The organism is Flavobacterium endophyticum (genome assembly GCF_003634455.1).
Taxonomy (GTDB): domain Bacteria; phylum Bacteroidota; class Bacteroidia; order Flavobacteriales; family Flavobacteriaceae; genus Flavobacterium; species Flavobacterium endophyticum.
Window position 1 is genome coordinate 974,132 of sequence record NZ_RBLC01000001.1, and the last position, 20,565, is coordinate 994,696.

The window sequence follows — 20,565 nt, forward strand, 5'->3', positions numbered from 1 at the left end:
ATCAACTTAAGAAGCTGTTTTCAGACGCTGCAATAAGTTTTTGTCTAAAGCATTTTCAGCATAGGATTTATCGATTACTAACGATTTATCGTCAGAACTTGGCAAATCGTACATCGCATCGGTCAATATTGCCTCACACAATGAACGAAGGCCACGAGCACCTAATTTATACTCTAACGCTTTATCCACCACATAATCTAAAGCCTCATCAGAAATAGAGAACTCTACATCGTCCATAGCAAAAAGCTTTTGGTATTGCTTGATTAGAGCATTTTTAGGCTCCGTCAGGATGGCTCTCAATGTTTCTCTATCCAAAGGATCCATGTGTGTCAAAACCGGAAGGCGGCCAATTATTTCAGGAATCAATCCGAAGTCTTTAATGTCTTTCGGGATGATATACTGCAACAGATTGTCTTTGTCTACATTATCTGCTTTTTTAGAAGAGCTGTATCCGACAGCCTGACGATTCAGACGTTTCGAAATGATTCTTTCTACGCCGTCAAAAGCACCACCAGCAATAAATAAAATGTTCTGAGTGTTTACCTCAACAAATTTTTGGTCCGGATGTTTCCTTCCTCCTTTTGGCGGTACGTTTACTACCGTTCCTTCAAGCAATTTCAATAAAGCCTGCTGAACGCCTTCTCCAGAAACGTCTCTCGTAATCGACGGATTGTCGCTTTTGCGTGCAATCTTGTCAATCTCATCGATAAAAACAATTCCTCTTTCGGCTTTCGCGACATCATAATCTGCAGCCTGAAGCAATCTTGTCAGGATGCTTTCCACATCTTCTCCAACATAACCTGCTTCGGTCAATACGGTCGCATCGACAATTGCCAATGGAACATCCAACATTTTGGCGATGGTTTTTGCCACCAATGTTTTTCCAGTTCCAGTCTGGCCTACCATGATAATATTACTTTTCTCGATTTCGACCTCATCGTCTAATTGCTGTTGCATCAAACGTTTGTAGTGGTTGTAAACCGCAACCGACATTACCTTTTTAGTTTGGTCTTGCCCGATTACGTATTTATCAAGAAAAGCCCTGATTTCTTTTGGTTTTTGCAAAACAAGATCCGAAGCCATGGCTCCATTTCTTTTATTCTGCCTTAGTTCTTCAATAACAATTCCATGAGCCTGCTCAATGCATTTGTCGCATATGTGCGCGTCAATCCCTGCAATCAGCAGATTTGTTTCTGGCTTTTTCCTTCCACAAAAAGAACACTCTAATACTTCTTTAGCCATATTTAATTTTAGATTTCAGATTTTAGATTTCAGATTCCAGTCCCTGACTGAAATCTGATTTCTGCCATCTGATTTTTAACTTCTTCTCAAAACTTCATCAATCATTCCGTACTCTTTTGCTTCATCCGCTTTCATCCAGTAATCTCTTTCGCTGTCTTTGTGAACTCTCTCGAAGGTCTGTCCTGAATGTTTCGAAATGATTTCATACAATTCGTCTTTCAATTTCAGCATCTCGCGTAAGTTGATTTCCATATCGGTTGCAACTCCTTGAGCGCCTCCAGATGGCTGGTGAATCATTACTCTTGAATGTGGCAATGCAGAACGTTTTCCTTCTGCCCCAGCACAAAGCAAGACTGCTCCCATAGAAGCGGCCATTCCGGTACAGATTGTCGCAACGTCTGGCTTGATGTATTGCATTGTGTCATAAATTCCAAGACCAGCATAAACGCTTCCGCCTGGAGAATTGATATAAATCTGGACGTCTTTAGAAGAATCAACGCTTTCTAAGAACAATAGCTGCGCCTGTATGATGTTAGCAACATGGTCGTCTACTCCTGTTCCAAGAAAGATAATTCTGTCCATCATCAAGCGAGAGAATACATCCAGCTGCGATACGTTCAATTGTCTTTCTTCAATAATATATGGTGTCATGCTGTTTACGATTTTATCGTAGTACATGCTATTGACACCTTGGTGCTTTGTAGCAAACTTTTTAAATTCTTTACCGTAATCCATTTTTAGTTATAAGTTAAATGTTATGAGTCATAAATAACTCTAATTTATTCTTTTCTGTTGATTATTGCAAAGTTCGTGCAAATATTAAATCAGAACTTGTTGACATGAAAAGAACTTGAATAATCGGACAATCCGTCAGTAAGGGACAAAAAACCGAAAGGCTTCAAATAAAAAGAGCGCCAAAAAATATTTTGGCGCCTTAAAGATAACTATTTTTTCAAGAAATTATTCTTCGTACATTTCTTTGATGAACTGCTCGTAAGAAACTTCTTTGGTTTTTGCTTTTACTTTTTCTTTAAACAAGCTAAGCATTTTTTCGCTCATTACTTGTTCTGAAAGTCTTTTCACTTCTTCTTGATTTGAAAGCACACGTGCTACGATTCCTTCTACATCTTCTTCGGTAGGATTCATCTGTCCGAATTGTGCCATTTGTTTTTTGATTACTTCAGAAGTATAGGATTTCAAATCTTCAAAAGTGATTTGAAGGTTATTTTGCGCCAAAACTTTTCCTTCAATCAATTGGTAGCGAAGTCCATTTTCTGATCTTGCATATTCTTCTTCAGCTTGCTCAGGAGTCAAAGGCGTTTCGCCAACAGTTTGAATCCATTTTTTCAAGAATGTCGCTGGCAATTCGAATTTTGTATTTTCTAATAAAGAAGCCGTAACATCGTTCAAGAATTTCTGGTCTGCTTGAGAAGCAAATTGTTTTTCAGCGTCTTCTTTGATTTTTTCTTTTAACTGCTCAACAGAAGTAACATTTCCTTCTCCGAACAATTTGTCGAATAATTCTTGATTCAATTCTGCCAATTCAGTAGCATTGATTTCTTCAATCTTGAAATCAACATCAATATCAAGACCATGAACATTATCGTGATCTACTTTTAGGTAATCCATTAATTTGTGATCGTCATCAAAAAGACCTTTAGTTTTTAACGTAACGACATCACCTACTTTTTTGCCAATGAATTTTTTGGCTGTCTTTTTGTCTTTGAAAACATCAAGAGAAATTGTTGCAGTATTATTGATTCCGTTTTCCTCGTTAGTAAAAGTTCCTGTCAAATCGAATCCTTCTTCAACAGTATCTTTAGAAATCAGTTTTCCGTATTGTTTTTGGATGCGTTCTACTTGATCGTTAAGCATTTTATCGTCAGCAGTAATTTTATAGAACGTCACTTTATTTTTAGCCTCTAAGTCAACTGTAAACTCAGGAGCAAGACCCAATTCAAAGTCAAAAGAATAATCATCAGCATCCCAATCGAAGTTTTCATTCATTTTAGGAAGCGGATTACCAAGTATGTCTAATTTTTCTGAAGCTAAGTATTTGTTCAGATTTTCTTGCAACACTTTATTTACTTCTTCCAGCAAAACCGCTTTTCCGTATTGTTTCTGGATCAGGCTCATTGGAACAGCGCCTTTTCTAAAACCAGGAATGCTGGCGTTTTTCAAATAATTTTTTAAAACCTTATCCACTTGAGGAGCATAATCTGCTTTTGAGATTTCAACCGTTACAATCGCATTTAAAGCGTCAACATTATTTCTTGTAATATTCATTTTTTTACATACTAAAATTGGGTTGCAAAATTATAACATTTTTACAACCCAACCAAGTTTTACATTAATGTATTAATATAGGATTAACAAATACGATAACTATCTGCTATCAAATCTACTGTATTATTTATCACCTCCTGTCAAGGAGAACAGGACAGACTGCAAAACAGACAAAATCAAGCTAAACAAAAGTGCCGTCCAAAAACTAGAAACAGCAAAGCCATCTACCAAATTGGCACAAAGCATAATAATCAAGGCATTGATGACAAGGAGAAATAATCCAAAAGTGATAAACGTCACCGGTAGTGTCAGTAGGACTAGAATAGGCTTCACAAATAAATTCAGCAGTCCCAAAACTACGGCTACGATAATCGCCGTTACAAAATTATCGGACGAAAGACCATGTGCTCCTTTAAGGGCTACACCCGGCATAAAATGTGCTATTACCATTACTAAAACAGCCGTAAGAAGGATTCTGATAATTAAATTCATAATAACTTGATTTATATTTACCCAAATATAGCAATTTTTATGATGTGTTAATTTATGCATAAAAAATATCATACAAATCTTATATGTAAACATTTTTTTTATCTTTGGAATTCATATAATTCAATCAAATACACATTATGAAAAAAACATTACTATTTTTATCGTTGTTCGCTGCAGCGGGTATGAACGCCCAATGGACAGAACAAAACACAGGTTTCGCAGAGGCTTCAAGAGGAGTTCAGAATATCGAAATCATCAATGCAAATGTAGTTTGGGCATTAGGATATGATGGAACTCCAGCTGATGCTATTGTACAAGAATTCACAAGAACTACTGATGGTGGAGCAAACTGGGTTCCAGGAACTATCGAAATTTTCGATCCGAGCTTAACAATAACAAACTTATCAGCTGTAAGCGCTACTACTGCATTTGCTGGAGCCGTAGATGCTACTCTTGGTGGCGGAGGCGTATACAAAACTACTGACGGAGGAGCAACTTGGACAAATTCAAACCCTGGTGGATATGTAACATCAGGAACATTATCTTCTTATTTCAACGTTGTACATTTCTTTGATGAAAATAATGGTGTTACTCAAGGAGATCCTATCGGTGCAGGTAATGGAGAGTTTGAAGTTTACAGAACAACAAACGGAGGAACAACATGGACATTGGCACCAGCTGCATCATTACCAGACCCTGCTGCAGGCGAATATGGATATAATGGAGGAAACGTAGCTGCAGGAAATACTTTCTGGTTTGTTACCAACAAAGGTAAATTATACAGAACAACAGACATGGGAGCAACTTGGACAAAATTAAACACTCCTATTACAGACTTCTCTGGAACCAATACTGGAGGACAAATTTTCTTTAGTGATAACAACAATGGTATCCTTATAGCTAGGACTGGACCTCAAGCAACAGCAACTTATACTCTTTACAAAACTACTGACGGTGGAACTACATGGGGTACAGGCGCTAGCTATACAGCTCCTTACAGAAACGTAGCCTACATTAAAGGAACTACAGTTCTTGTTGGAACTGGAACAGCTGGAACAGTTCAATCTACAGCTTACAGCAATGACAATGGAACTACATGGACACAAATAGACAGCGGAACACAAAGAACTTCAATCGCATTCTTAGACGGATCTACAGGATGGGCTGGAGGTTTCACTGATGGTGTTACTGGCTTAGGTGGAATTTACAAATACAGCGGTGCAGCTCTAGGAATAGAAGATATCGCATCTAACAAAACTTTCAAAGTTTATCCAAACCCAACTAACAGCCAATTAAACTTAAGCGGTGCTTCTATCAACGAAGTTGCAGTTTATGATTTATTAGGAAAACAAGTGATGACTCAAAAATTCTCAGCTCAAGACCAAGTTAGCTTAAACGTTTCTGGACTTGAAACTGGAATGTATGTTTTGACAGCTACAAATGATAGCGGAGCTAAAGAAACTGTTAAATTTGCAAAACAATAATTAATAATAGTTTTTAATTACAAAAATCCCTTTCTGAAACAGAAAGGGATTTTTTTTATTTTAATAAGTACTGAATTGATTCGCTGTAAAAATCTTTAGGGTTTTCGGCATGGAGCCAATGCCCAGCATTAGGTATCGTTTTTATTTCAGAATTTGGGAAATGATGCTTGATTGTTTCGAAATCTTCATCCTTAATATAATTTGAATTTCCTCCTCTTAAAAACAATGTCGGTTTTTCGAAAACTGCATTTTCAGGAAGCGCCTTTCCTATATTATCAATTTGTTCATTAAAAACAGGAAGATTGAAACGGAAAGCCAACTGACCTAGCTCTATCCAATAAAGGCTTTTCATTAAAAATTGGCGTGTACCAAAATCCGAAACATATCCTTTCAAAATCTCTTCGACTTGAGAGCGATCTGGCTTCTGGGTTAAATCAACTGCATTTAATCCGGCCATGATATCTTGATGATGCGGCCTGTAGTATTTTGGACCAATATCTGCCACAATTAGCTTTTCTACTTTTTCCGGATAAGTGGTTGCAAAAAACATGGCTACTTTCCCTCCCATAGAATGTCCTAAAATTGAAACCTTATCCAAATTATTTGTTTGGCAGTACTCCAAAACATCTTCAACCATCACTTCATACGTAAACTCATCGGAATGAAAACTTCTTCCGTGATTACGCAAGTCTAAAATATGCAACTGAAAACCTTCAGAAGCCATTTGTCCAGCCAAAGTTTTCCAATTGTCCGACATCCCTAAAAAACCATGAAGAATAAGCAACGGCTTTCCTTCGCCTTCTATTTTTGAGTACAACATAAATCGCTTTTTAAATTTTTATTTCAACTTCTGAAGATACATATTGACTACGTTTTCAAGCCCTAGATATATAGATTCAGAAATCAAGGCATGTCCTATAGAAACTTCGAGCAGGTTTGGAATATGTTGTTGAAAAAACTGAATATTATCGAGACTCAAATCATGGCCGGCATTGATTCCGAGGTCGAGTTCGTTTGCCAGTTTTGCCGATTCATCATACGGCTGTATGCCATCTTTATTTCCTAAACCATACTGATGCGCAAAGGCCTCGGTATACAACTCAATTCTTTCAGTCCCTGTTTTTTTGGCGCCCTCAATCATTTCAAGAACTGGATCTACAAAAATGGAAGTCCTGATTCCGTTGCGCTGAAACTCTTGGATAATTTCCGTCAAATAATCTTGGTTTTTTATTGTATTCCATCCTGCGTTAGACGTAATTGCATCGTCTGCATCCGGAACCAAAGTCACCTGTGTAGGCTTGACTTCTAAAACTAAATCTATAAATTTTCGCTCTGGATTTCCTTCTATATTGTATTCTGTATATACGACAGACTTCAAATCACGAGCATCTTGGTAGCGAATGTGGCGTTCGTCAGGTCTTGGATGGATGGTAATTCCTTGTCCGCCAAAACGCTGAATATCATTGGCAACTTGCAATAAATCAGGAACATTGCCACCTCTCGCATTTCGTAAAGTTGCTATTTTATTTATGTTTACGCTTAATTTTGTCATTGGAATACTTTTTGAGAATAATTATTTAATACAAAAATACAAAGTTAAACAAGGCGTTTTGTGCTATTTTTTGATTATTTTGCAACGGATTATCGACAGTAGGCTATGACAGAAATTACAGACTATATCAACAACGACATCAAGGCGATAGCCATTGGCGACACGATTGAATCAGTTCAGGATTTTTTCGCCGACCTGTCATTTTCACATTTTCCAGTTTTGGAAGAAGGAATATACATCGGAAGCATTTCGGGAGATGATGTAGAAACTTTCGATTCTGATAAAAAAGTTAACGACTATCGTTACACTTTGGAAGGTTTTTTTGCCAGAAAAAACATGATTTGGCTAGATGTCTTGGAAGTTTTTGCTAGAAACCATACGAGCGTTGTTCCTGTTCTAGATGACAAGAATAACTATATCGGTTATTACGACATCACAGACATCATCAAATTTTTCCACGAAACTCCTTTCCTGAAAGAAATGGGAGGAATTATTATTGTTGAAAAAAACATTAATGACTATTCTATGAGCCAGATCACACAGATCGTAGAAAGCAATAACGGAAAATTGCTCGGCTTGTTTGTCTCTAATGTGGAAGCTGACAAAGTTCAGATTACTATAAAAATTACTTTGGGCGCGATGAATGAAATCATTCAGACTTTCAGGCGCTATAACTATGAAATTATTTCAGAACATCAAGAAGACAATTATCTGAATGCCTTAAAAGAGCGCTCGGACTATTTGGATAAATATTTAAACATATAAATCAGATCTTAGATTATCAGAAATGAAAGTAGCCATTTACGGTCAATATTATCAAAATAGCACGGAGCCAATTATCAGAGATATTTTTGTTTTTTTTAACAAAAACAATGTCGAATTGGTCATTCAGGATGATTTTCTAGCCATGCTCTACGAAAAGCAAATCATCCAGAAAGAGTACAGCACTTTTCATGATTTTAACGATCTTGACAGCAACGTAGAAATTCTGGTAAGCATAGGCGGAGACGGAACTATTTTGCGTGCGGCTACATTGGTGAGGGACTCTGGCATTCCTATTTTGGGAATAAACGCAGGGAGACTAGGCTTTTTGGCAACCGTCCAAAAAGAAAATATCGATGAGCTGATGCAATATATTATCGATAAAAATTATTCCCTTTCGCCAAGAACATTGCTTAGCTTGGAAAGTTCCGAGAATATTCCAGAAATCGAAAATCTGAATTTTGCCATGAACGAAATTTCAGTAAGCAGAAAAGACACTACGTCGATGATTACTATCGAAACATACTTAAATGACGAATATTTAAATTCGTATTGGGCAGATGGCTTGATTATTTCGACACCTACAGGTTCTACCGGATATTCGTTAAGTTGTGGCGGGCCGATACTCACACCTGCGGTCGAAAGTTTTGTAATTACTCCCATAGCACCACACAATTTAAACGCAAGACCTTTGGTCATTCCCGACAACGTCGAGATAAAGCTAAAAGTTTCCGGCCGTGAAGAACATTATCTCGTTTCGTTGGATTCTAGGATAGCTTCAATCAGCAATGATACTGTGCTGACCATCAAAAAAACACCTTTCCAGATCAACATGGTCGAGCTTCCAGAGAAAAGCTTCTTGAAAACTTTACGCACCAAATTACTTTGGGGAGAAGACAAGAGAAACTAAAGAAAATCCCTTACATTTTATACTATCGACACTTAAGTTTCGTTTACTTTAAATCGAAAGAGCCTAGCATTTGCCTAAAATTAAGGATATTTAATTATTAGACAGTTGATAAGTGCTCATAATTGTTATATTTGCACCCTTATTTTTTCATTAAATGAATCGAATAATAATTACATTTTTCTGCATTTTAAGTTTTGCCGTTTCTAACGCCCAGATTCACGAAATCGGAATTTTTGCCGGAGGAAACAACTACATTGGAGACGTTGGTCCGACCAATTATGTCAAGCCAAATGAATTTGCTTTCGGAGTGTTATACAAGTGGAATAAAAGTCCGAGACATTCTTGGAGAGTTTCTTATACGCAAGGAAAAATAACATCAGACGATAAGGATTCTGACATGCCCGCCAGAAAACAAAGAGGATTAAACTTTGAAAATAGTGTAAAAGAATTATCTTTAGGCCTTGAATTCAATTTTTTTGACTTTAATTTGCATGAATCGGGATTTTTGCTAACTCCATATGTATATTCAGGAATAAGTTATTTTCGCTATACCGAATTATATTACCTGAACAATCAGTATGAAGAAGATGATAAAAAAAATAGTTTTGCAATCCCAATGACTGTTGGCGTGAAAACCAGAATTGCAGAAAAGCTTATATTAGGATTTGAAGTCGGAGCTAGATATACCTTTACTGATAATCTTGATGGAAGCAACCCGAAAAATGACAGTTTTGATACATTGCGATTTGGAAATTTAAACAGCAAAGATTGGTATGTTTTTTCAGGTTTCACACTAACCTATACCTTTGGAAACAAACCATGCTACTGTGCAGAATAAAGAATGAACTTACTAGAAACAATAAACAAAGACAACCTCCCAAAGCACTTGGCCATCATCATGGATGGAAATGGCCGTTGGGCTAAACAAAAAGGCCTGCTAAGAGCCTTTGGCCATGAAAATGGCACAAAAGCGGTAAGAGAAACCGTAGAAACTTGTGCCCGACTTGGCATTGAAAATCTTACGCTCTATGCTTTCTCTACTGAAAATTGGAACCGTCCGAAATTAGAAGTAGACACCTTGATGAAACTTCTCATAAATTCATTGAAAAACGAGCTTAAAACCCTTACAGAAAACAACATAAAACTTAATACAATCGGCAATTTTGAAAAGTTGCCTTCCTCTGCTCAAAAAGAATTATCCCAAGTCATTTCTAAAACAAAAGACAACAACAGGATGACCCTGACTCTTGCGCTAAGCTACGGTTCACGGGAGGAAATTGTCTCTGCCATAAAGAATATAAGCAGTAAAGTTAAAAATAATATAATTTCAATAGACGCTATTGACGAATCAATTATTAATCAGCATCTTTACACGCAAAATTTACCTGACGTAGATTTATTAATAAGAACCAGTGGCGAACATAGGATCAGCAATTTCTTACTTTGGCAGATAGCTTATGCAGAATTGTACTTTACAGATGTATTGTGGCCTGACTTTAGAGAAAAAGATTTATATGAGGCTATCATTAGTTATCAAAAAAGAGAACGTAGATTTGGAAAAACAAGTGAACAAATTAAATAAACTTTTAATGTTAGACAAAAGCATTAAACTATTCTTAACCGTATTAGTTTTAGGAAATATTTTTCAAGCAAAAGCCCAAGACAGAGTCCCATTTGATCAAGGAAGAGAATATATTCTAGCCGATATAAAAGTTATCGGAAAAATCAGCTATAACGAACAAACAGTTGTTACATTTGCCGGCCTTGAAAAAGGACAAAAAATCACAGTTCCTGGTGAAGAAATCAGTAGTGCCATCAAAAAATTATGGAAACTAGGATTGTTCAATGAAATTGACACCTATATCAATCGAATTGATGGCGACAGTATTTTTATCGACATGCATATCAGCGAATTGCCGAAATTAAGCGAAGTAAAAATACAAGGCGTTAAAAAGTCGAAAGTAGAGGGCCTTATTAAGGACAACTCACTGACAAAAGGCAAAATCGTTAACGAAAATCTTATCACTACGACAAAAAACTACATTGAAAATAAATACAAAAAAGACGGTTTCTACAACACCAAAGTAGTTATCACCACTATTCCAGATACAACAGCTGGTAATGAAGTCAAAATGCTTGTGAACATTGACAAGGGCAGCAAAGTAAAAGTTAGCTCAATAGAGGTCAATGGTAACGAAAAACTTTCTGATAGCAGAATCAGAAAGGCAATGAAAAATACAAAGACAAGATTTCCGCTCCGCTTCTGGAAAGGCTCAAAATACATCAAGGAAAAATATGCTGAAGATTTAGAGAACATCGTATCTGTCTATAAAGAAAAAGGATATCGCGATGCTCGAATCGTATCTGATTCTATCAACTACAACAAAGAAAAAAATACCGTTGCTATAAAACTGAATGTTGAAGAAGGGAATAAATACTATTTCGGAAACATTAAGTTCTTAGGAAACTCGGTCTATACAGATCAAGGACTACAAAAAATGCTAGGCATCAAAAAAGGCGATGTGTACAATGGCGTATTGTTGCAAAAAAGAATCGAGGACAAGACAAAACCTGACGGAAACGACATTAAAAACTTATACCAAAATAGCGGTTATTTATTCTCGACCGTAAATGCGGTTGAGGTCAAAACTGCTAATGATACGATCGATTTCGAGATCAGAATTATGGAAGGGCCATTAGCCTACTTCAATAAAATTACTGTAGTCGGAAATGACAAAACAAACGACAAAGTTATCTATCGTGAACTAAGAACACTTCCAGGACAGAAATACAGCAAGGAACTTTTGATGAGAACGCTTCGAGAGCTTGGACAATTAGGATTCTTTGACCCTCAAGCTTTAGAACCAAAATTCAAAAACGTAGACCCTGCTGCAGGAACAGTTGATATCGAATACAATGTTGTAGAAAAAGGATCGAGCCAGATCGAACTCCAAGGAGGTTACGGCGGCGGCGGATTCATTGGAACATTAGGTCTTTCTTTCAACAACTTCTCCATAAAAAATATTTTCAAGAAAGACGCCTATACTCCGCTTCCGATGGGTGATGGACAAAAATTGGCTCTTAGACTTCAAGGAAGTTCTTACTTCCAGACGTATAGCCTTTCTTTCACAGAACCATGGCTTGGCGGAAAGAAACCAGTTCAATTCTCAGGTTCTATCTCTCATAGTAAGCAGTTCTTATACACAGGAAATAACGATGTAAATAGAGACAAGAGTTTCAACATCACATCCCTTTCCCTTGGTATTGCAAAAAAACTTAACGTTCCAGATGATTACTTTGTATTATCACAGGCAGTAAGTTTCCAATACTATGATTTGAACAACTATAACACCGGATTATTTACTTTTGGTGATGGTAATTCTAGAAACTTAGCCTACACTATAGGATTGCGAAGAGACAGTAGAGGTTTGGACCCAATTTTCCCAACTTTCGGATCTGAATTTAGCATAAGCGCCAAATTCACATTACCCTATTCTCTTTTCAATGGTGTTGACTACAAAGACCTTGAAAACAATCCAGAATATCAAAATGAAGATGGCACTCCAAACCGAGCAAAAATTGACCAGAAGAAGTTTAATTGGCTGGAATATTATAAAATTAAATTCAAAGCTGATTGGTATACAAAAATTTATGGTAAATTCGTACTTCGTTCTTTAGGTGAATTCGGTTTCCTTGGAGCTTATAACAATGATAGAGGCCTTGTTCCTTTTGAAAGATTTTTCCTTGGTGGAGATGGTTTAGCGAATTATTCGTTAGATGGCCGTGAGGTAATACAGTTGAGAGGATATCCAAATCAATCGTTGACACCGCTGGATGCTTTAGGAAACCAAAATGGAGCTACTATCTATAATAAGTTTTCATTAGAGTTGAGATATCCGATTACATTGAAAGGTGCGGCATCGATTTATGCCTTAACTTTCCTTGAAGCAGGTGCGGCGTATGACAATTTTAAAGATTATAATCCGTTTGTATTGCAACGTTCAGCAGGTTTTGGTCTAAGAGTATTCATGCCAGCCTTTGGATTATTAGGTATCGACTTCGGACATGGATTCGATCCAATCCCTGGAGGTACACAGAAAAATGGATGGGAAACCCATTTCATCATAGGACAACAATTTTAACAATATAAATTTGGCACGATATTTTCTAATATAACATCAAGAATATGAGAAAACATTTTTTTATACTATTTCTATTAGCCGCTCTTCCAGCTACAGTTGGGGCACAGACTCGCGGTATTCGTATTGGATACATAGACATGGAATACATTTTGGAAAAAGTTCCTGACTATGCTGAAGCCAAAAACCAGCTAGAGCTAAAAGCTCAAAAGTGGAAACAAGAAGCAGAAGTAAAAAGAAATGAAATCAATAAGCTGAAAGAAAATCTGAAAACAGAAAGAGTCTTATTGACCAAAGAACTTATTGAAGAAAGAGAAGAAGAAATCTCTTTCCTTGAAACTGAATTATTAGATTTTCAGCAAAAAAGATTTGGATCTACAGGTGATCTAATCACGCAAAAAGCGGTATTAGTAAAACCAATTCAAGACCAAGTCTTCACTATCGTGCAAGATATAGCTGAAAGTAAAAAATATGATTTTATTTTTGACAAATCATCAGATCTTACGATGCTATTTGGAGCTGAAAGACATAACATCAGTGACCTAGTTGTAAGACAACTTACAAGAGCAGAAAAAAGAGAGCAGCTTAGCAACAAGCAGCTGAAAGAAGAAGCCGAAAAAGAACGCAAGCAAGACATGATTGATTCAAACCCAGATTTGGCAGAAAGACAAAAATTACTTGAAGACAAAAAAGCGGCGAGAGAAAAAATAATCGAGGACAGAAAACTTGCAGCTGAAGAAAAGAAAAGAGCATTTGAAGAAAAACGAGCTAAACTTATGGAAGAAAGGGAAGCGAAAAGAAATGCTGCTAAAACAAAAACAGAAGACGTTAAAAAGACAAGTTCTGAACCTGAAAAAGCGACTACAGAAACTGTAAAAGAAGAAACTAAAGACGGAAACGTCGTAGAAGAAAAAAATACCGCCGCAGCACAAGCAATAGCAGATAAAAAAGCTCAAGCAGAGCAAGCTAAAAAAGACGCCGCTGAAGAAAGACAAAAAAAATTAGACGAGCGTAAAAAAGCTTTGGAAGAAAAAAGAAAGAAAATTTTAGAAGAACGAGAAGCCGCTAAAAAAGAAAAAGAAGAGAAAAAAACTTCTGGAGAAAACAATAACGGGAACTAAAACTAAATTAATATTTAATACTTTAAAATGATGAAACAATTGAAAACTTTACTAATCGCCGCAGCTCTTTTCATTGGTGCAAGCCAGACTATGAATGCTCAAGCAAAGACTGCACATGTTGACGTTAGTGAAATTATGGCTAAGATGCCTGCTATGTTGGAAGGGCAAAAGCAACTTGAAAAATTGAACCAGACTTACAATGCTGATTACAAAACAATGGTTGATGAATATCAAGCCAAACTAAAAAAATACGATTCTGAATCTACAACTGTTTCTGAAAAAATAAACCAAGACAGAGCCGTTGAAATCCAAGACATGCAAAAAAGAATCAGAGATTACGGCGAAAATGCTCAAAAAGAATTACAGCAAAAAGAACAAGATTTGTTCAAGCCTATCCAAGACAAAATCAAAGCTGCTATTCAAAAAGTAGGTAAAGCTAAAGGATACCAATATGTTTTAGATTCAAACATGGTTCTACTTGCAGATGGTCCAAACATCACTGCTGACGTAAAAAAAGAACTTGGTTTCTAATCAATCCAAAATATTTTTAAAAACTGCTCAAACTAATTGAGCAGTTTTTTTTTACTTTTGTTTCTATGATAAACTCAAACCCAATCGGACTATTTGACTCTGGAATAGGCGGAACTTCCATCTGGAAAGAAATCCATCAATTGATGCCTCACGAGAATACTATTTATTTGGCTGACAGCAAAAATGCACCCTATGGACAAAAATCTAAGGATGAAATTATTGCACTCAGCATAAAAAATACTGAGTATCTTTTAGACCAGAATGCAAAAATAATCGTGGTAGCTTGCAATACGGCAACCACAAATGCCATAAAGGAATTGAGAGCTAAATATGACGTTCCGTTCATTGGAATTGAGCCTGCTATAAAACCCGCTGCAAACAACTCAAAAACCCAGACTATAGGAATCCTGGCTACAAAAGGAACGCTTAACAGCGAACTTTTCAACAAGGCAGCAGAACAATTCCAAGACACAAATATTATCGAGCAGGTGGGTTATAATCTCGTAAAGCTCATCGAAGATGGGGAAATGCATTCGGAAGAAATGACATCGCTCTTAAAAACATACCTAACGCCTATGATTGAAGCCAACATAGATTACTTGGTATTAGGATGCAGCCATTACCCTTATCTGATTCCACAAATAAAAGAAATCTTGCCGTCTCATATCAAAATCATTGATTCAGGTGAAGCTGTAGCAAAGCAGACGCAAAAAGTACTGGAAGAAAAAATTGGACTTAATACAGAGCAAGGTAACCCAAGTACTATATTCTATACCAATTCAAATCCAAAGGTATTAGAAACAATCTTAGAAAATAAATATACCGTACTTCAAAAGGATTTTTAAGCAAGTCTAAGACACTTATTTTTCTTCTTTTAGCCAACTTGAATACATCACATAATTATTCGAGATACGCTCTATTTCGCCAGCAAAATCCGATTTGTTTATATCCTTTACCTTCTTAGCCGGAACACCGGCATAGATTGCTCCCGATTCAACAATAGTATTCTGCGTAACTACCGCACCAGCTGCTATAATCGAATTGCTTTCAATTACGCAATTATCCATTACGATAGCACCCATGCCTATCAAAACATTGTCCTGCACCGTGCAACCGTGCACAATGGCATTATGCCCTATTGAAACGTTATTTCCAATTACAGTTGGGTGTTTTTGGTAAGTACAATGAATAACCGCTCCATCCTGGATATTTACTTTGTTTCCAATCTTGATGTAATGCACGTCACCTCGGATTACAGCATTAAACCAAACACTGCAGGAAGAACCAAATGTTACATCGCCGATAATAGTTGCGTTTTCAGCCACATAGCAATCGTTCGGAATTAAAGGACTCTTGCCATTCACAGTTTTTATTAGCATAGGAATATAAAAAAGAATCCCGATAAAATTATTACAATTATCGGGACAGAATTAATATCAACTTTAAAATAATTAATTAACAGCAGGACAATTACAATCCCATTTTTCTCTCTTGCAGAATAAGTTCAGACCTAAAGTGATTTGGTGGAAACCTCCGTCATCAAACTTCACATCTCCTGTCAAATGGGAGTATGTATAGGCAACCATAAAGTTTTTATAATTCAAGCCCACGATTGGGGTAATGTATTGAAGTTTTTGATCAGAAACACTGTTTCCGTCAAGATATTGGGCTCCGTCGAAGCTTCTTCTATAAGACAAACCGCCCCAAAGCTTTCCGAAATCTAAATCTTTGTAGACTTTTAAGTTTACGTCGATAGATTTTTCTTTAGTCTCGTCAACAAGTTGGAATAAGAAAGAAGGCTCCCACTGTAATCTGTCTGGATCTCCGAAAACATAACCAGCACTAAACAAATATTTTCTTAAGTTATCAGACTCATAATCAGTATAGATTTCTCTTCTGATGTTTGAAACAGCATTTTTTACTGTGAAGTGAGCATAAAAATCTAAGTAGTTGTATGAAGCACCAAAATCTACGTTGAAATAAGAATCTTTTTGGTAAATTCCACCTACAACAATTGGATCAAATCCTTCAAACTCAGATTCATCTAATTTACTTTGCACCAATCCTGCACTCATACCGAATGACAATTGGTTCAAATCGTAATCTCCTCTTGAAAATTGGATATGGTGGGCATACGTAAGTTTTGCTCCTACTTGTGAATGGTAACCATTTTTATCATTAAAAAGTATAATACCCACACCCGATTGTTCCCCTACTCTGCCGTTAAAGCTCAACGTCTGTAGAGCTGGAGCATCATCCTGCCCAAACCATTGCTGACGAGCAGTTAAACGTAATTTAGCACAATTTGCAGCACCAGCCATTGAAGGGTGGATCAAATAATAATTATCGGATAAATAATCTGAATAAACGGCAATTCCTTCTTGTGAAAACGATATTTGTGACAATAACAATAATAATGCTAAATACCTCTTTTTAAAATTCATGGGGTCTATCTTTTTAATGAAAATGCTCTTAAAACAACCTATCAAAAACCTGCTACCCTTAGATTACCTATTAAACAGGCAGGCCGATTTGATCTAGTAATTTTTCGTAGCGGTCAAATATATAAATTTTTGTGTTAGGTTGGTATACTAATTCGTTAATATTACACACTCTTTTTATATAAACTTTAAGAAAAAAATTAAAAAGCTCTTAAATAATTATTCCACCACTATTCACTTAGACTGTTAAACAAAAACGAAAGAACTGTTAATTTATTCTATAAAAAATCAAATATAATATTTCACGGAAAATTTCTTTGTTAAATTTGCTAAAAATAAAATCTAATGATAAATATTATAATAAAAGAAACTCAAAATCCGACAATATTAAAGTTCGAATTGCCTGATTTTATTACACAAAATGAAAATTTTGAGTTCAAAAATATAGACGAAGCCAAAGATTCTCCCCTTGCCCAACAATTGTTCTATCTTCCGTTCGTAAAATCCGTTTATATCTCCGGAAATTTCATCGCCATCCAAAGATATAATATCGTAGAATGGGATGATGTAAAAGACGCCGTTGCGGAGCAGATTGAAAGTTTTATCAATAAAGGTGGAAAAATTCTAACTATTACGGAGAAAAAAGTCCAAAAACAACCATTGACAGTTTATGCTGAAAGCACGCCAAACCCATCGGTTCAGAAATTTGTCGGCAGCAAGATGATGACAAAAACGGCAATGGAATTTAAAAACATCGACGAAGCAGCATCATCTCCTTTAGCTTTAGAGCTTTTCAAATTCCCTTACGTAAAAGAAGTTTTTATTGATGAGAATTATATCTCAGTTACGAAATATGCCGTAAAAGAATGGCAGGACATCACCTACGAGCTAAGAACTTTTATCAAAGAGTTCATTGAAAACGGAGGAACAGTTATCGACGAAGACGTAGCTGCGATGAATCCGAAAATAGAAAAACAGAAAATTGAGAATTTCGACAACCTAGATACAACTTCACAGCAAATCATAAACATTCTGGAAGAATATGTAAAACCAGCTGTAGCAGCAGACGGCGGCAATATTCTTTTTGATTCGTATGACGAAAAAGAAAAACGAGTAAAAGTTGTATTGCAAGGAGCGTGCAGTGGATGCCCTTCTTCCACATTTACCCTTAAAAGCGGCATCGAAAACATGCTGAAAGACATGCTGAACGACGAAGAAATAAAAGTGGAAGCAATAAATAGCTAGCAAAAGACACATTTATTTGCTATTTTTATAAGATAAACAATTTAAAACTAGCAAATTATGTCTGTACTAAAAGTAATCGAGGTTCTTTCTAGCTCTGAGACAAGTTGGGAAGACGCTACAAAAAAAGCTATTTCTAAGGCATCCAAAACCTTAAAAAATATCAAATCGGTGTATGTCCAAGATCAAAGCGCTACTGTAGAAAATGGAACAGTTAAGGAATTTAGAGTAAATTTAAAACTTACTTTCGAACTAGAATAAAGAAACATAAATCACCTGAATCAAGCGTTTCGAATATCGGAGCGCTTTTTTTATAAAAGAAAGCAGTCTTTCCAAATGAACGATTTACATAACGAAACCAGTCCGTATCTTCTTCAACACGCCAACAATCCAGTACACTGGAAAGCTTGGAACCAAAAATCTTTGGATTTTGCCAAAGAAAATGACAAACTAATAATTGTCAGCGTAGGCTATTCGGCTTGCCACTGGTGCCATGTAATGGAACATGAAACTTTCGAGGATTCTGAAGCTGCCGCTGTCATGAACCAAAACTTTGTCAGTATAAAAGTTGACCGAGAAGAAAGGCCAGACATAGACGCTGTTTACATGAAAGCCGTTCAAATTATGACAGGTAGAGGCGGATGGCCCATGAATGTCGTATGCCTTCCAGATGGCAGGCCTGTCTGGGGAGGAACCTATTTCAGAAAAGGTGAATGGATGGACACTTTGCAGCAATTACAGCAACTCTATCGGTCTAATCCTGAAAAAATGATTGACTACGCCGAAAAATTGCATCACGGAATCAACTCCATAAGCCTAGTACATAAACAAGAAGATGCCGAACAATTTGATTCGAGCACTCTTGCCAACCTTGTTGAAAAATGGAAAAAAAGTTTTGATTGGGAATTCGGAGGCTATAGCCGAGCTCCGAAATTCATGATGCCGAGCAATTACTCTTTTCTACTGCGCTATGCCTACCAGAAAAAAGATAACCAACTATTGGAATTCGTCAACCTGACGCTCACAAAAATGGCTTACGGAGGTTTATTCGACACTATTGACGGGGGCTTCTCGCGATATTCTGTCGATATGAAATGGCATGTACCTCATTTTGAAAAAATGCTATATGACAATGGGCAATTGGTGTCGCTCTATTCAGATGCCTATAAACTCACAAAAAATCCATTATATAAAGAAGTGATTGAAAAAACACTAACCTTTATATCAAAAGAACTCACCAATCGCGATGGAGGATTTTATTCTGCCCTAGATGCAGACAGCTTGACCGTAGATAATCATCTAGAAGAAGGTGCTTTCTATGTTTGGACAAAAGAAGAACTGAAAGCTATATTGAAAGAAGATTTCGAACTATTCAGCATCATCTTCAATATTAATGAATTCGGATTTTGGGAAGAAGGAAACTATGTCTTGATCCAGACAGAATCTTTAGAAGAAATTGCTTCACAATATAAAAAAGATAGTTCTGAGCTTCATAGAAAGAAACATGAATGGGAAAACCTGCTCTATACCGAAAGAGAAAAAAGAAAGAAACCAAGATTGGACGACAAATGTCTTACTTCGTGGAATGCGTTGATGTTAAAAGGATTTGTCGATGCCTATAAAGCTTTAGGAAATAAAGACTATTTAAACAAAGCGTTGCAAAATGCTTCTTTTATAACTGAAAACCTTTGGGCTCCTGAAGGAAACTTGTTGCACAGCCATAATGACGGCAAAAATACGATAAACGCCTATCTTGAAGATTATTGTTTTGTGATTGATGCGTTTATTTCCTTATATGAAGCTACGCTTGACGAGAAATGGCTTCATCACTCAAAACAGCTTGCCGATTATTGCTTCGATCATTTCTATGATACTACAACTGATTTCTTTTCCTTTACTTCCGATATTGATGCCGAGTTGATTACAAAGCATTACGAATTAGAAGACAATGTAATTCCTGCTTCCAACTCTGTCATGGCAAATAACCTTTATAAACTTGCTATTTATTTTGACAATCCTTATTATGAATCGACGGCGCAAAAAATGCTGGGCCATATTCTTCCTAACATCGATTATCCTTCAGCTTTTTCCAACTGGCTGCATGCTTTTCTGAATTTCTCGGATGAAAATAGAGAGCTTGCCGTTTGTGGAGAGCAAGCATTAGCAAATATTTTAATCTTGCAAAAAGACTACCTTCCCAACATTGTCTTTTCTGGAAATGACAAGCCTTCCGAACTACCATTCTTAAAATCTCGATTTGAAGAAGGAAAAAATTTATATTATGTATGCCAAAATAAGACTTGTGATTTGCCTTCTGAAAATCTAGAATTAACTTTGCAAAGCTTAAAGTTTTAAAACAAACA

Annotated in this window: 20 protein-coding genes; 12 read left to right on the forward strand and 8 right to left on the reverse strand. The window is 36.4% G+C overall.

All coding sequences use genetic code 11. The features are described 5' to 3' along the window. Positions 1 to 6: 6 nt before the first annotated feature. The 4 genes from clpX to CLV94_RS04635 all read right to left on the reverse strand — a co-directional run bounded on the left by clpX (position 7) and on the right by CLV94_RS04635 (position 4,020). Entirely contained in the window at positions 7 to 1,242 is a 1,236-nt protein-coding gene (gene clpX / locus CLV94_RS04620) for an ATP-dependent Clp protease ATP-binding subunit ClpX (protein ID WP_121375257.1), read from the reverse strand. A 75-nt stretch (positions 1,243 to 1,317) separates the two neighbouring features. Beyond that, complete coding sequence (gene clpP / locus CLV94_RS04625; protein ID WP_121375258.1) at positions 1,318 to 1,977, reverse strand: ATP-dependent Clp endopeptidase proteolytic subunit ClpP; 660 nt, start codon at positions 1,975 to 1,977, stop codon at positions 1,318 to 1,320. Between the two features lie 225 nt (positions 1,978 to 2,202). Continuing rightward, the gene (gene tig, locus CLV94_RS04630) at positions 2,203 to 3,528 is read right to left on the reverse strand and encodes a trigger factor (RefSeq protein ID WP_121375259.1); all 1,326 of its coding nucleotides are present in this window, start codon (positions 3,526 to 3,528) and stop codon (positions 2,203 to 2,205) included. A gap of 123 nt (positions 3,529 to 3,651) precedes the next feature. Beyond that, positions 3,652 to 4,020, reverse strand: coding sequence for a phage holin family protein (locus CLV94_RS04635; protein ID WP_121375260.1), 369 nt, complete (start codon positions 4,018 to 4,020; stop codon positions 3,652 to 3,654). Between the two features lie 137 nt (positions 4,021 to 4,157). On the opposite strand from CLV94_RS04635, the gene CLV94_RS04640 reads away from it, so the two are divergent. Continuing rightward, positions 4,158 to 5,504: a T9SS type A sorting domain-containing protein gene (locus CLV94_RS04640; protein WP_121375261.1), complete on the forward strand. Its 1,347-nt coding sequence runs from the start codon at positions 4,158 to 4,160 to the stop codon at positions 5,502 to 5,504. A 55-nt stretch (positions 5,505 to 5,559) separates the two neighbouring features. Here the strand turns inward: CLV94_RS04640 and CLV94_RS04645 are convergent, their stop codons facing one another. After that, a complete protein-coding gene (locus CLV94_RS04645) occupies positions 5,560 to 6,324 on the reverse strand; it encodes an alpha/beta fold hydrolase (RefSeq protein ID WP_121375262.1) in 765 nt (254 codons plus the stop codon). A gap of 18 nt (positions 6,325 to 6,342) precedes the next feature. Then, positions 6,343 to 7,056, reverse strand: coding sequence for a pyridoxine 5'-phosphate synthase (locus CLV94_RS04650; protein WP_121375263.1), 714 nt, complete (start codon positions 7,054 to 7,056; stop codon positions 6,343 to 6,345). Positions 7,057 to 7,161: 105 nt separating this feature from the next. On the opposite strand from CLV94_RS04650, the gene CLV94_RS04655 reads away from it, so the two are divergent. The 8 genes from CLV94_RS04655 (at position 7,162) to murI (ending at position 15,364) form a co-directional block, all read left to right on the forward strand. Continuing rightward, positions 7,162 to 7,821 carry a CBS domain-containing protein gene (locus tag CLV94_RS04655; protein ID WP_121375264.1) on the forward strand — a complete coding sequence of 220 codons (660 nt, stop codon included), beginning with the start codon at positions 7,162 to 7,164 and terminating at the stop codon, positions 7,819 to 7,821. Between the two features lie 22 nt (positions 7,822 to 7,843). Beyond that, positions 7,844 to 8,728: an NAD kinase gene (locus CLV94_RS04660; RefSeq protein WP_121375265.1), complete on the forward strand. Its 885-nt coding sequence runs from the start codon at positions 7,844 to 7,846 to the stop codon at positions 8,726 to 8,728. A 154-nt stretch (positions 8,729 to 8,882) separates the two neighbouring features. Next, on the forward strand, positions 8,883 to 9,566 hold the full coding sequence (porG, locus tag CLV94_RS04665) for a type IX secretion system protein PorG (RefSeq protein ID WP_121375266.1): 684 nt from the start codon (positions 8,883 to 8,885) through the stop codon (positions 9,564 to 9,566). A gap of 3 nt (positions 9,567 to 9,569) precedes the next feature. After that, positions 9,570 to 10,310, forward strand: a complete 741-nt coding sequence (locus CLV94_RS04670) for an isoprenyl transferase (protein WP_121375267.1) — start codon at positions 9,570 to 9,572, stop codon at positions 10,308 to 10,310. After that, the gene (gene bamA / locus CLV94_RS04675) at positions 10,243 to 12,870 is read left to right on the forward strand and encodes an outer membrane protein assembly factor BamA (RefSeq protein ID WP_121375268.1); all 2,628 of its coding nucleotides are present in this window, start codon (positions 10,243 to 10,245) and stop codon (positions 12,868 to 12,870) included. The genes CLV94_RS04670 and bamA overlap by 68 nt, the downstream gene beginning before the upstream one ends. 44 nt (positions 12,871 to 12,914) lie before the next feature. Next, a complete protein-coding gene (locus CLV94_RS04680) occupies positions 12,915 to 13,988 on the forward strand; it encodes an OmpH family outer membrane protein (RefSeq protein ID WP_121375269.1) in 1,074 nt (357 codons plus the stop codon). A 30-nt stretch (positions 13,989 to 14,018) separates the two neighbouring features. Next, complete coding sequence (locus CLV94_RS04685) at positions 14,019 to 14,519, forward strand: OmpH family outer membrane protein (RefSeq protein ID WP_170148775.1); 501 nt, start codon at positions 14,019 to 14,021, stop codon at positions 14,517 to 14,519. A gap of 65 nt (positions 14,520 to 14,584) precedes the next feature. Further along, positions 14,585 to 15,364 (forward strand): glutamate racemase, encoded by a 780-nt coding sequence (gene murI / locus CLV94_RS04690; RefSeq protein ID WP_121375271.1) that lies wholly within the window; start codon positions 14,585 to 14,587, stop codon positions 15,362 to 15,364. 15 nt (positions 15,365 to 15,379) lie between these two features. On the opposite strand, the gene CLV94_RS04695 is transcribed toward murI, so the two are convergent. Both CLV94_RS04695 and CLV94_RS04700 read right to left on the reverse strand, forming a co-directional pair. Then, positions 15,380 to 15,898 carry a gamma carbonic anhydrase family protein gene (locus CLV94_RS04695; RefSeq protein ID WP_121375272.1) on the reverse strand — a complete coding sequence of 173 codons (519 nt, stop codon included), beginning with the start codon at positions 15,896 to 15,898 and terminating at the stop codon, positions 15,380 to 15,382. Positions 15,899 to 15,970: 72 nt separating this feature from the next. Continuing rightward, positions 15,971 to 16,963, reverse strand: a complete 993-nt coding sequence (locus CLV94_RS04700) for a PorP/SprF family type IX secretion system membrane protein (RefSeq protein WP_121375273.1) — start codon at positions 16,961 to 16,963, stop codon at positions 15,971 to 15,973. A 342-nt stretch (positions 16,964 to 17,305) separates the two neighbouring features. Here CLV94_RS04700 and CLV94_RS04705 point away from each other — a divergent pair, with 342 nt between their 5' ends. From CLV94_RS04705 to CLV94_RS04715, 3 genes are all read left to right on the forward strand, one after another. Then, complete coding sequence (locus tag CLV94_RS04705; RefSeq protein ID WP_121375274.1) at positions 17,306 to 18,205, forward strand: NifU family protein; 900 nt, start codon at positions 17,306 to 17,308, stop codon at positions 18,203 to 18,205. Between the two features lie 57 nt (positions 18,206 to 18,262). Then, entirely contained in the window at positions 18,263 to 18,463 is a 201-nt protein-coding gene (locus CLV94_RS04710; RefSeq protein ID WP_121375275.1) for a dodecin family protein, read from the forward strand. A 75-nt stretch (positions 18,464 to 18,538) separates the two neighbouring features. Beyond that, positions 18,539 to 20,557: a thioredoxin domain-containing protein gene (locus CLV94_RS04715; RefSeq protein WP_121375276.1), complete on the forward strand. Its 2,019-nt coding sequence runs from the start codon at positions 18,539 to 18,541 to the stop codon at positions 20,555 to 20,557. The last annotated feature ends 8 nt before the right edge of the window (positions 20,558 to 20,565 follow it).

Excerpts from the sequence above, each read along its gene's own strand:
- clpX (WP_121375257.1), bottom strand. The coding sequence starts at position 1,242 with ATGGCTAAAGAAGTATTAGAGTGTTCTTTTTGTGGAAGGAAAAAGCCA.
- clpP (WP_121375258.1), bottom strand. The coding sequence starts at position 1,977 with ATGGATTACGGTAAAGAATTTAAAAAGTTTGCTACAAAGCACCAAGGT.
- tig (WP_121375259.1), bottom strand. The coding sequence starts at position 3,528 with ATGAATATTACAAGAAATAATGTTGACGCTTTAAATGCGATTGTAACG.
- CLV94_RS04635 (WP_121375260.1), bottom strand. The coding sequence starts at position 4,020 with ATGAATTTAATTATCAGAATCCTTCTTACGGCTGTTTTAGTAATGGTA.
- CLV94_RS04640 (WP_121375261.1), top strand. The coding sequence starts at position 4,158 with ATGAAAAAAACATTACTATTTTTATCGTTGTTCGCTGCAGCGGGTATG.
- CLV94_RS04645 (WP_121375262.1), bottom strand. The coding sequence starts at position 6,324 with ATGTTGTACTCAAAAATAGAAGGCGAAGGAAAGCCGTTGCTTATTCTT.
- CLV94_RS04650 (WP_121375263.1), bottom strand. The coding sequence starts at position 7,056 with ATGACAAAATTAAGCGTAAACATAAATAAAATAGCAACTTTACGAAAT.
- CLV94_RS04655 (WP_121375264.1), top strand. The coding sequence starts at position 7,162 with ATGACAGAAATTACAGACTATATCAACAACGACATCAAGGCGATAGCC.
- CLV94_RS04660 (WP_121375265.1), top strand. The coding sequence starts at position 7,844 with ATGAAAGTAGCCATTTACGGTCAATATTATCAAAATAGCACGGAGCCA.
- porG (WP_121375266.1), top strand. The coding sequence starts at position 8,883 with ATGAATCGAATAATAATTACATTTTTCTGCATTTTAAGTTTTGCCGTT.
- CLV94_RS04670 (WP_121375267.1), top strand. The coding sequence starts at position 9,570 with ATGAACTTACTAGAAACAATAAACAAAGACAACCTCCCAAAGCACTTG.
- bamA (WP_121375268.1), top strand. The coding sequence starts at position 10,243 with ATGAGGCTATCATTAGTTATCAAAAAAGAGAACGTAGATTTGGAAAAA.
- CLV94_RS04680 (WP_121375269.1), top strand. The coding sequence starts at position 12,915 with ATGAGAAAACATTTTTTTATACTATTTCTATTAGCCGCTCTTCCAGCT.
- CLV94_RS04685 (WP_170148775.1), top strand. The coding sequence starts at position 14,019 with ATGAAACAATTGAAAACTTTACTAATCGCCGCAGCTCTTTTCATTGGT.
- murI (WP_121375271.1), top strand. The coding sequence starts at position 14,585 with ATGATAAACTCAAACCCAATCGGACTATTTGACTCTGGAATAGGCGGA.
- CLV94_RS04695 (WP_121375272.1), bottom strand. The coding sequence starts at position 15,898 with ATGCTAATAAAAACTGTGAATGGCAAGAGTCCTTTAATTCCGAACGAT.
- CLV94_RS04700 (WP_121375273.1), bottom strand. The coding sequence starts at position 16,963 with ATGAATTTTAAAAAGAGGTATTTAGCATTATTATTGTTATTGTCACAA.
- CLV94_RS04705 (WP_121375274.1), top strand. The coding sequence starts at position 17,306 with ATGATAAATATTATAATAAAAGAAACTCAAAATCCGACAATATTAAAG.
- CLV94_RS04710 (WP_121375275.1), top strand. The coding sequence starts at position 18,263 with ATGTCTGTACTAAAAGTAATCGAGGTTCTTTCTAGCTCTGAGACAAGT.
- CLV94_RS04715 (WP_121375276.1), top strand. The coding sequence starts at position 18,539 with ATGAACGATTTACATAACGAAACCAGTCCGTATCTTCTTCAACACGCC.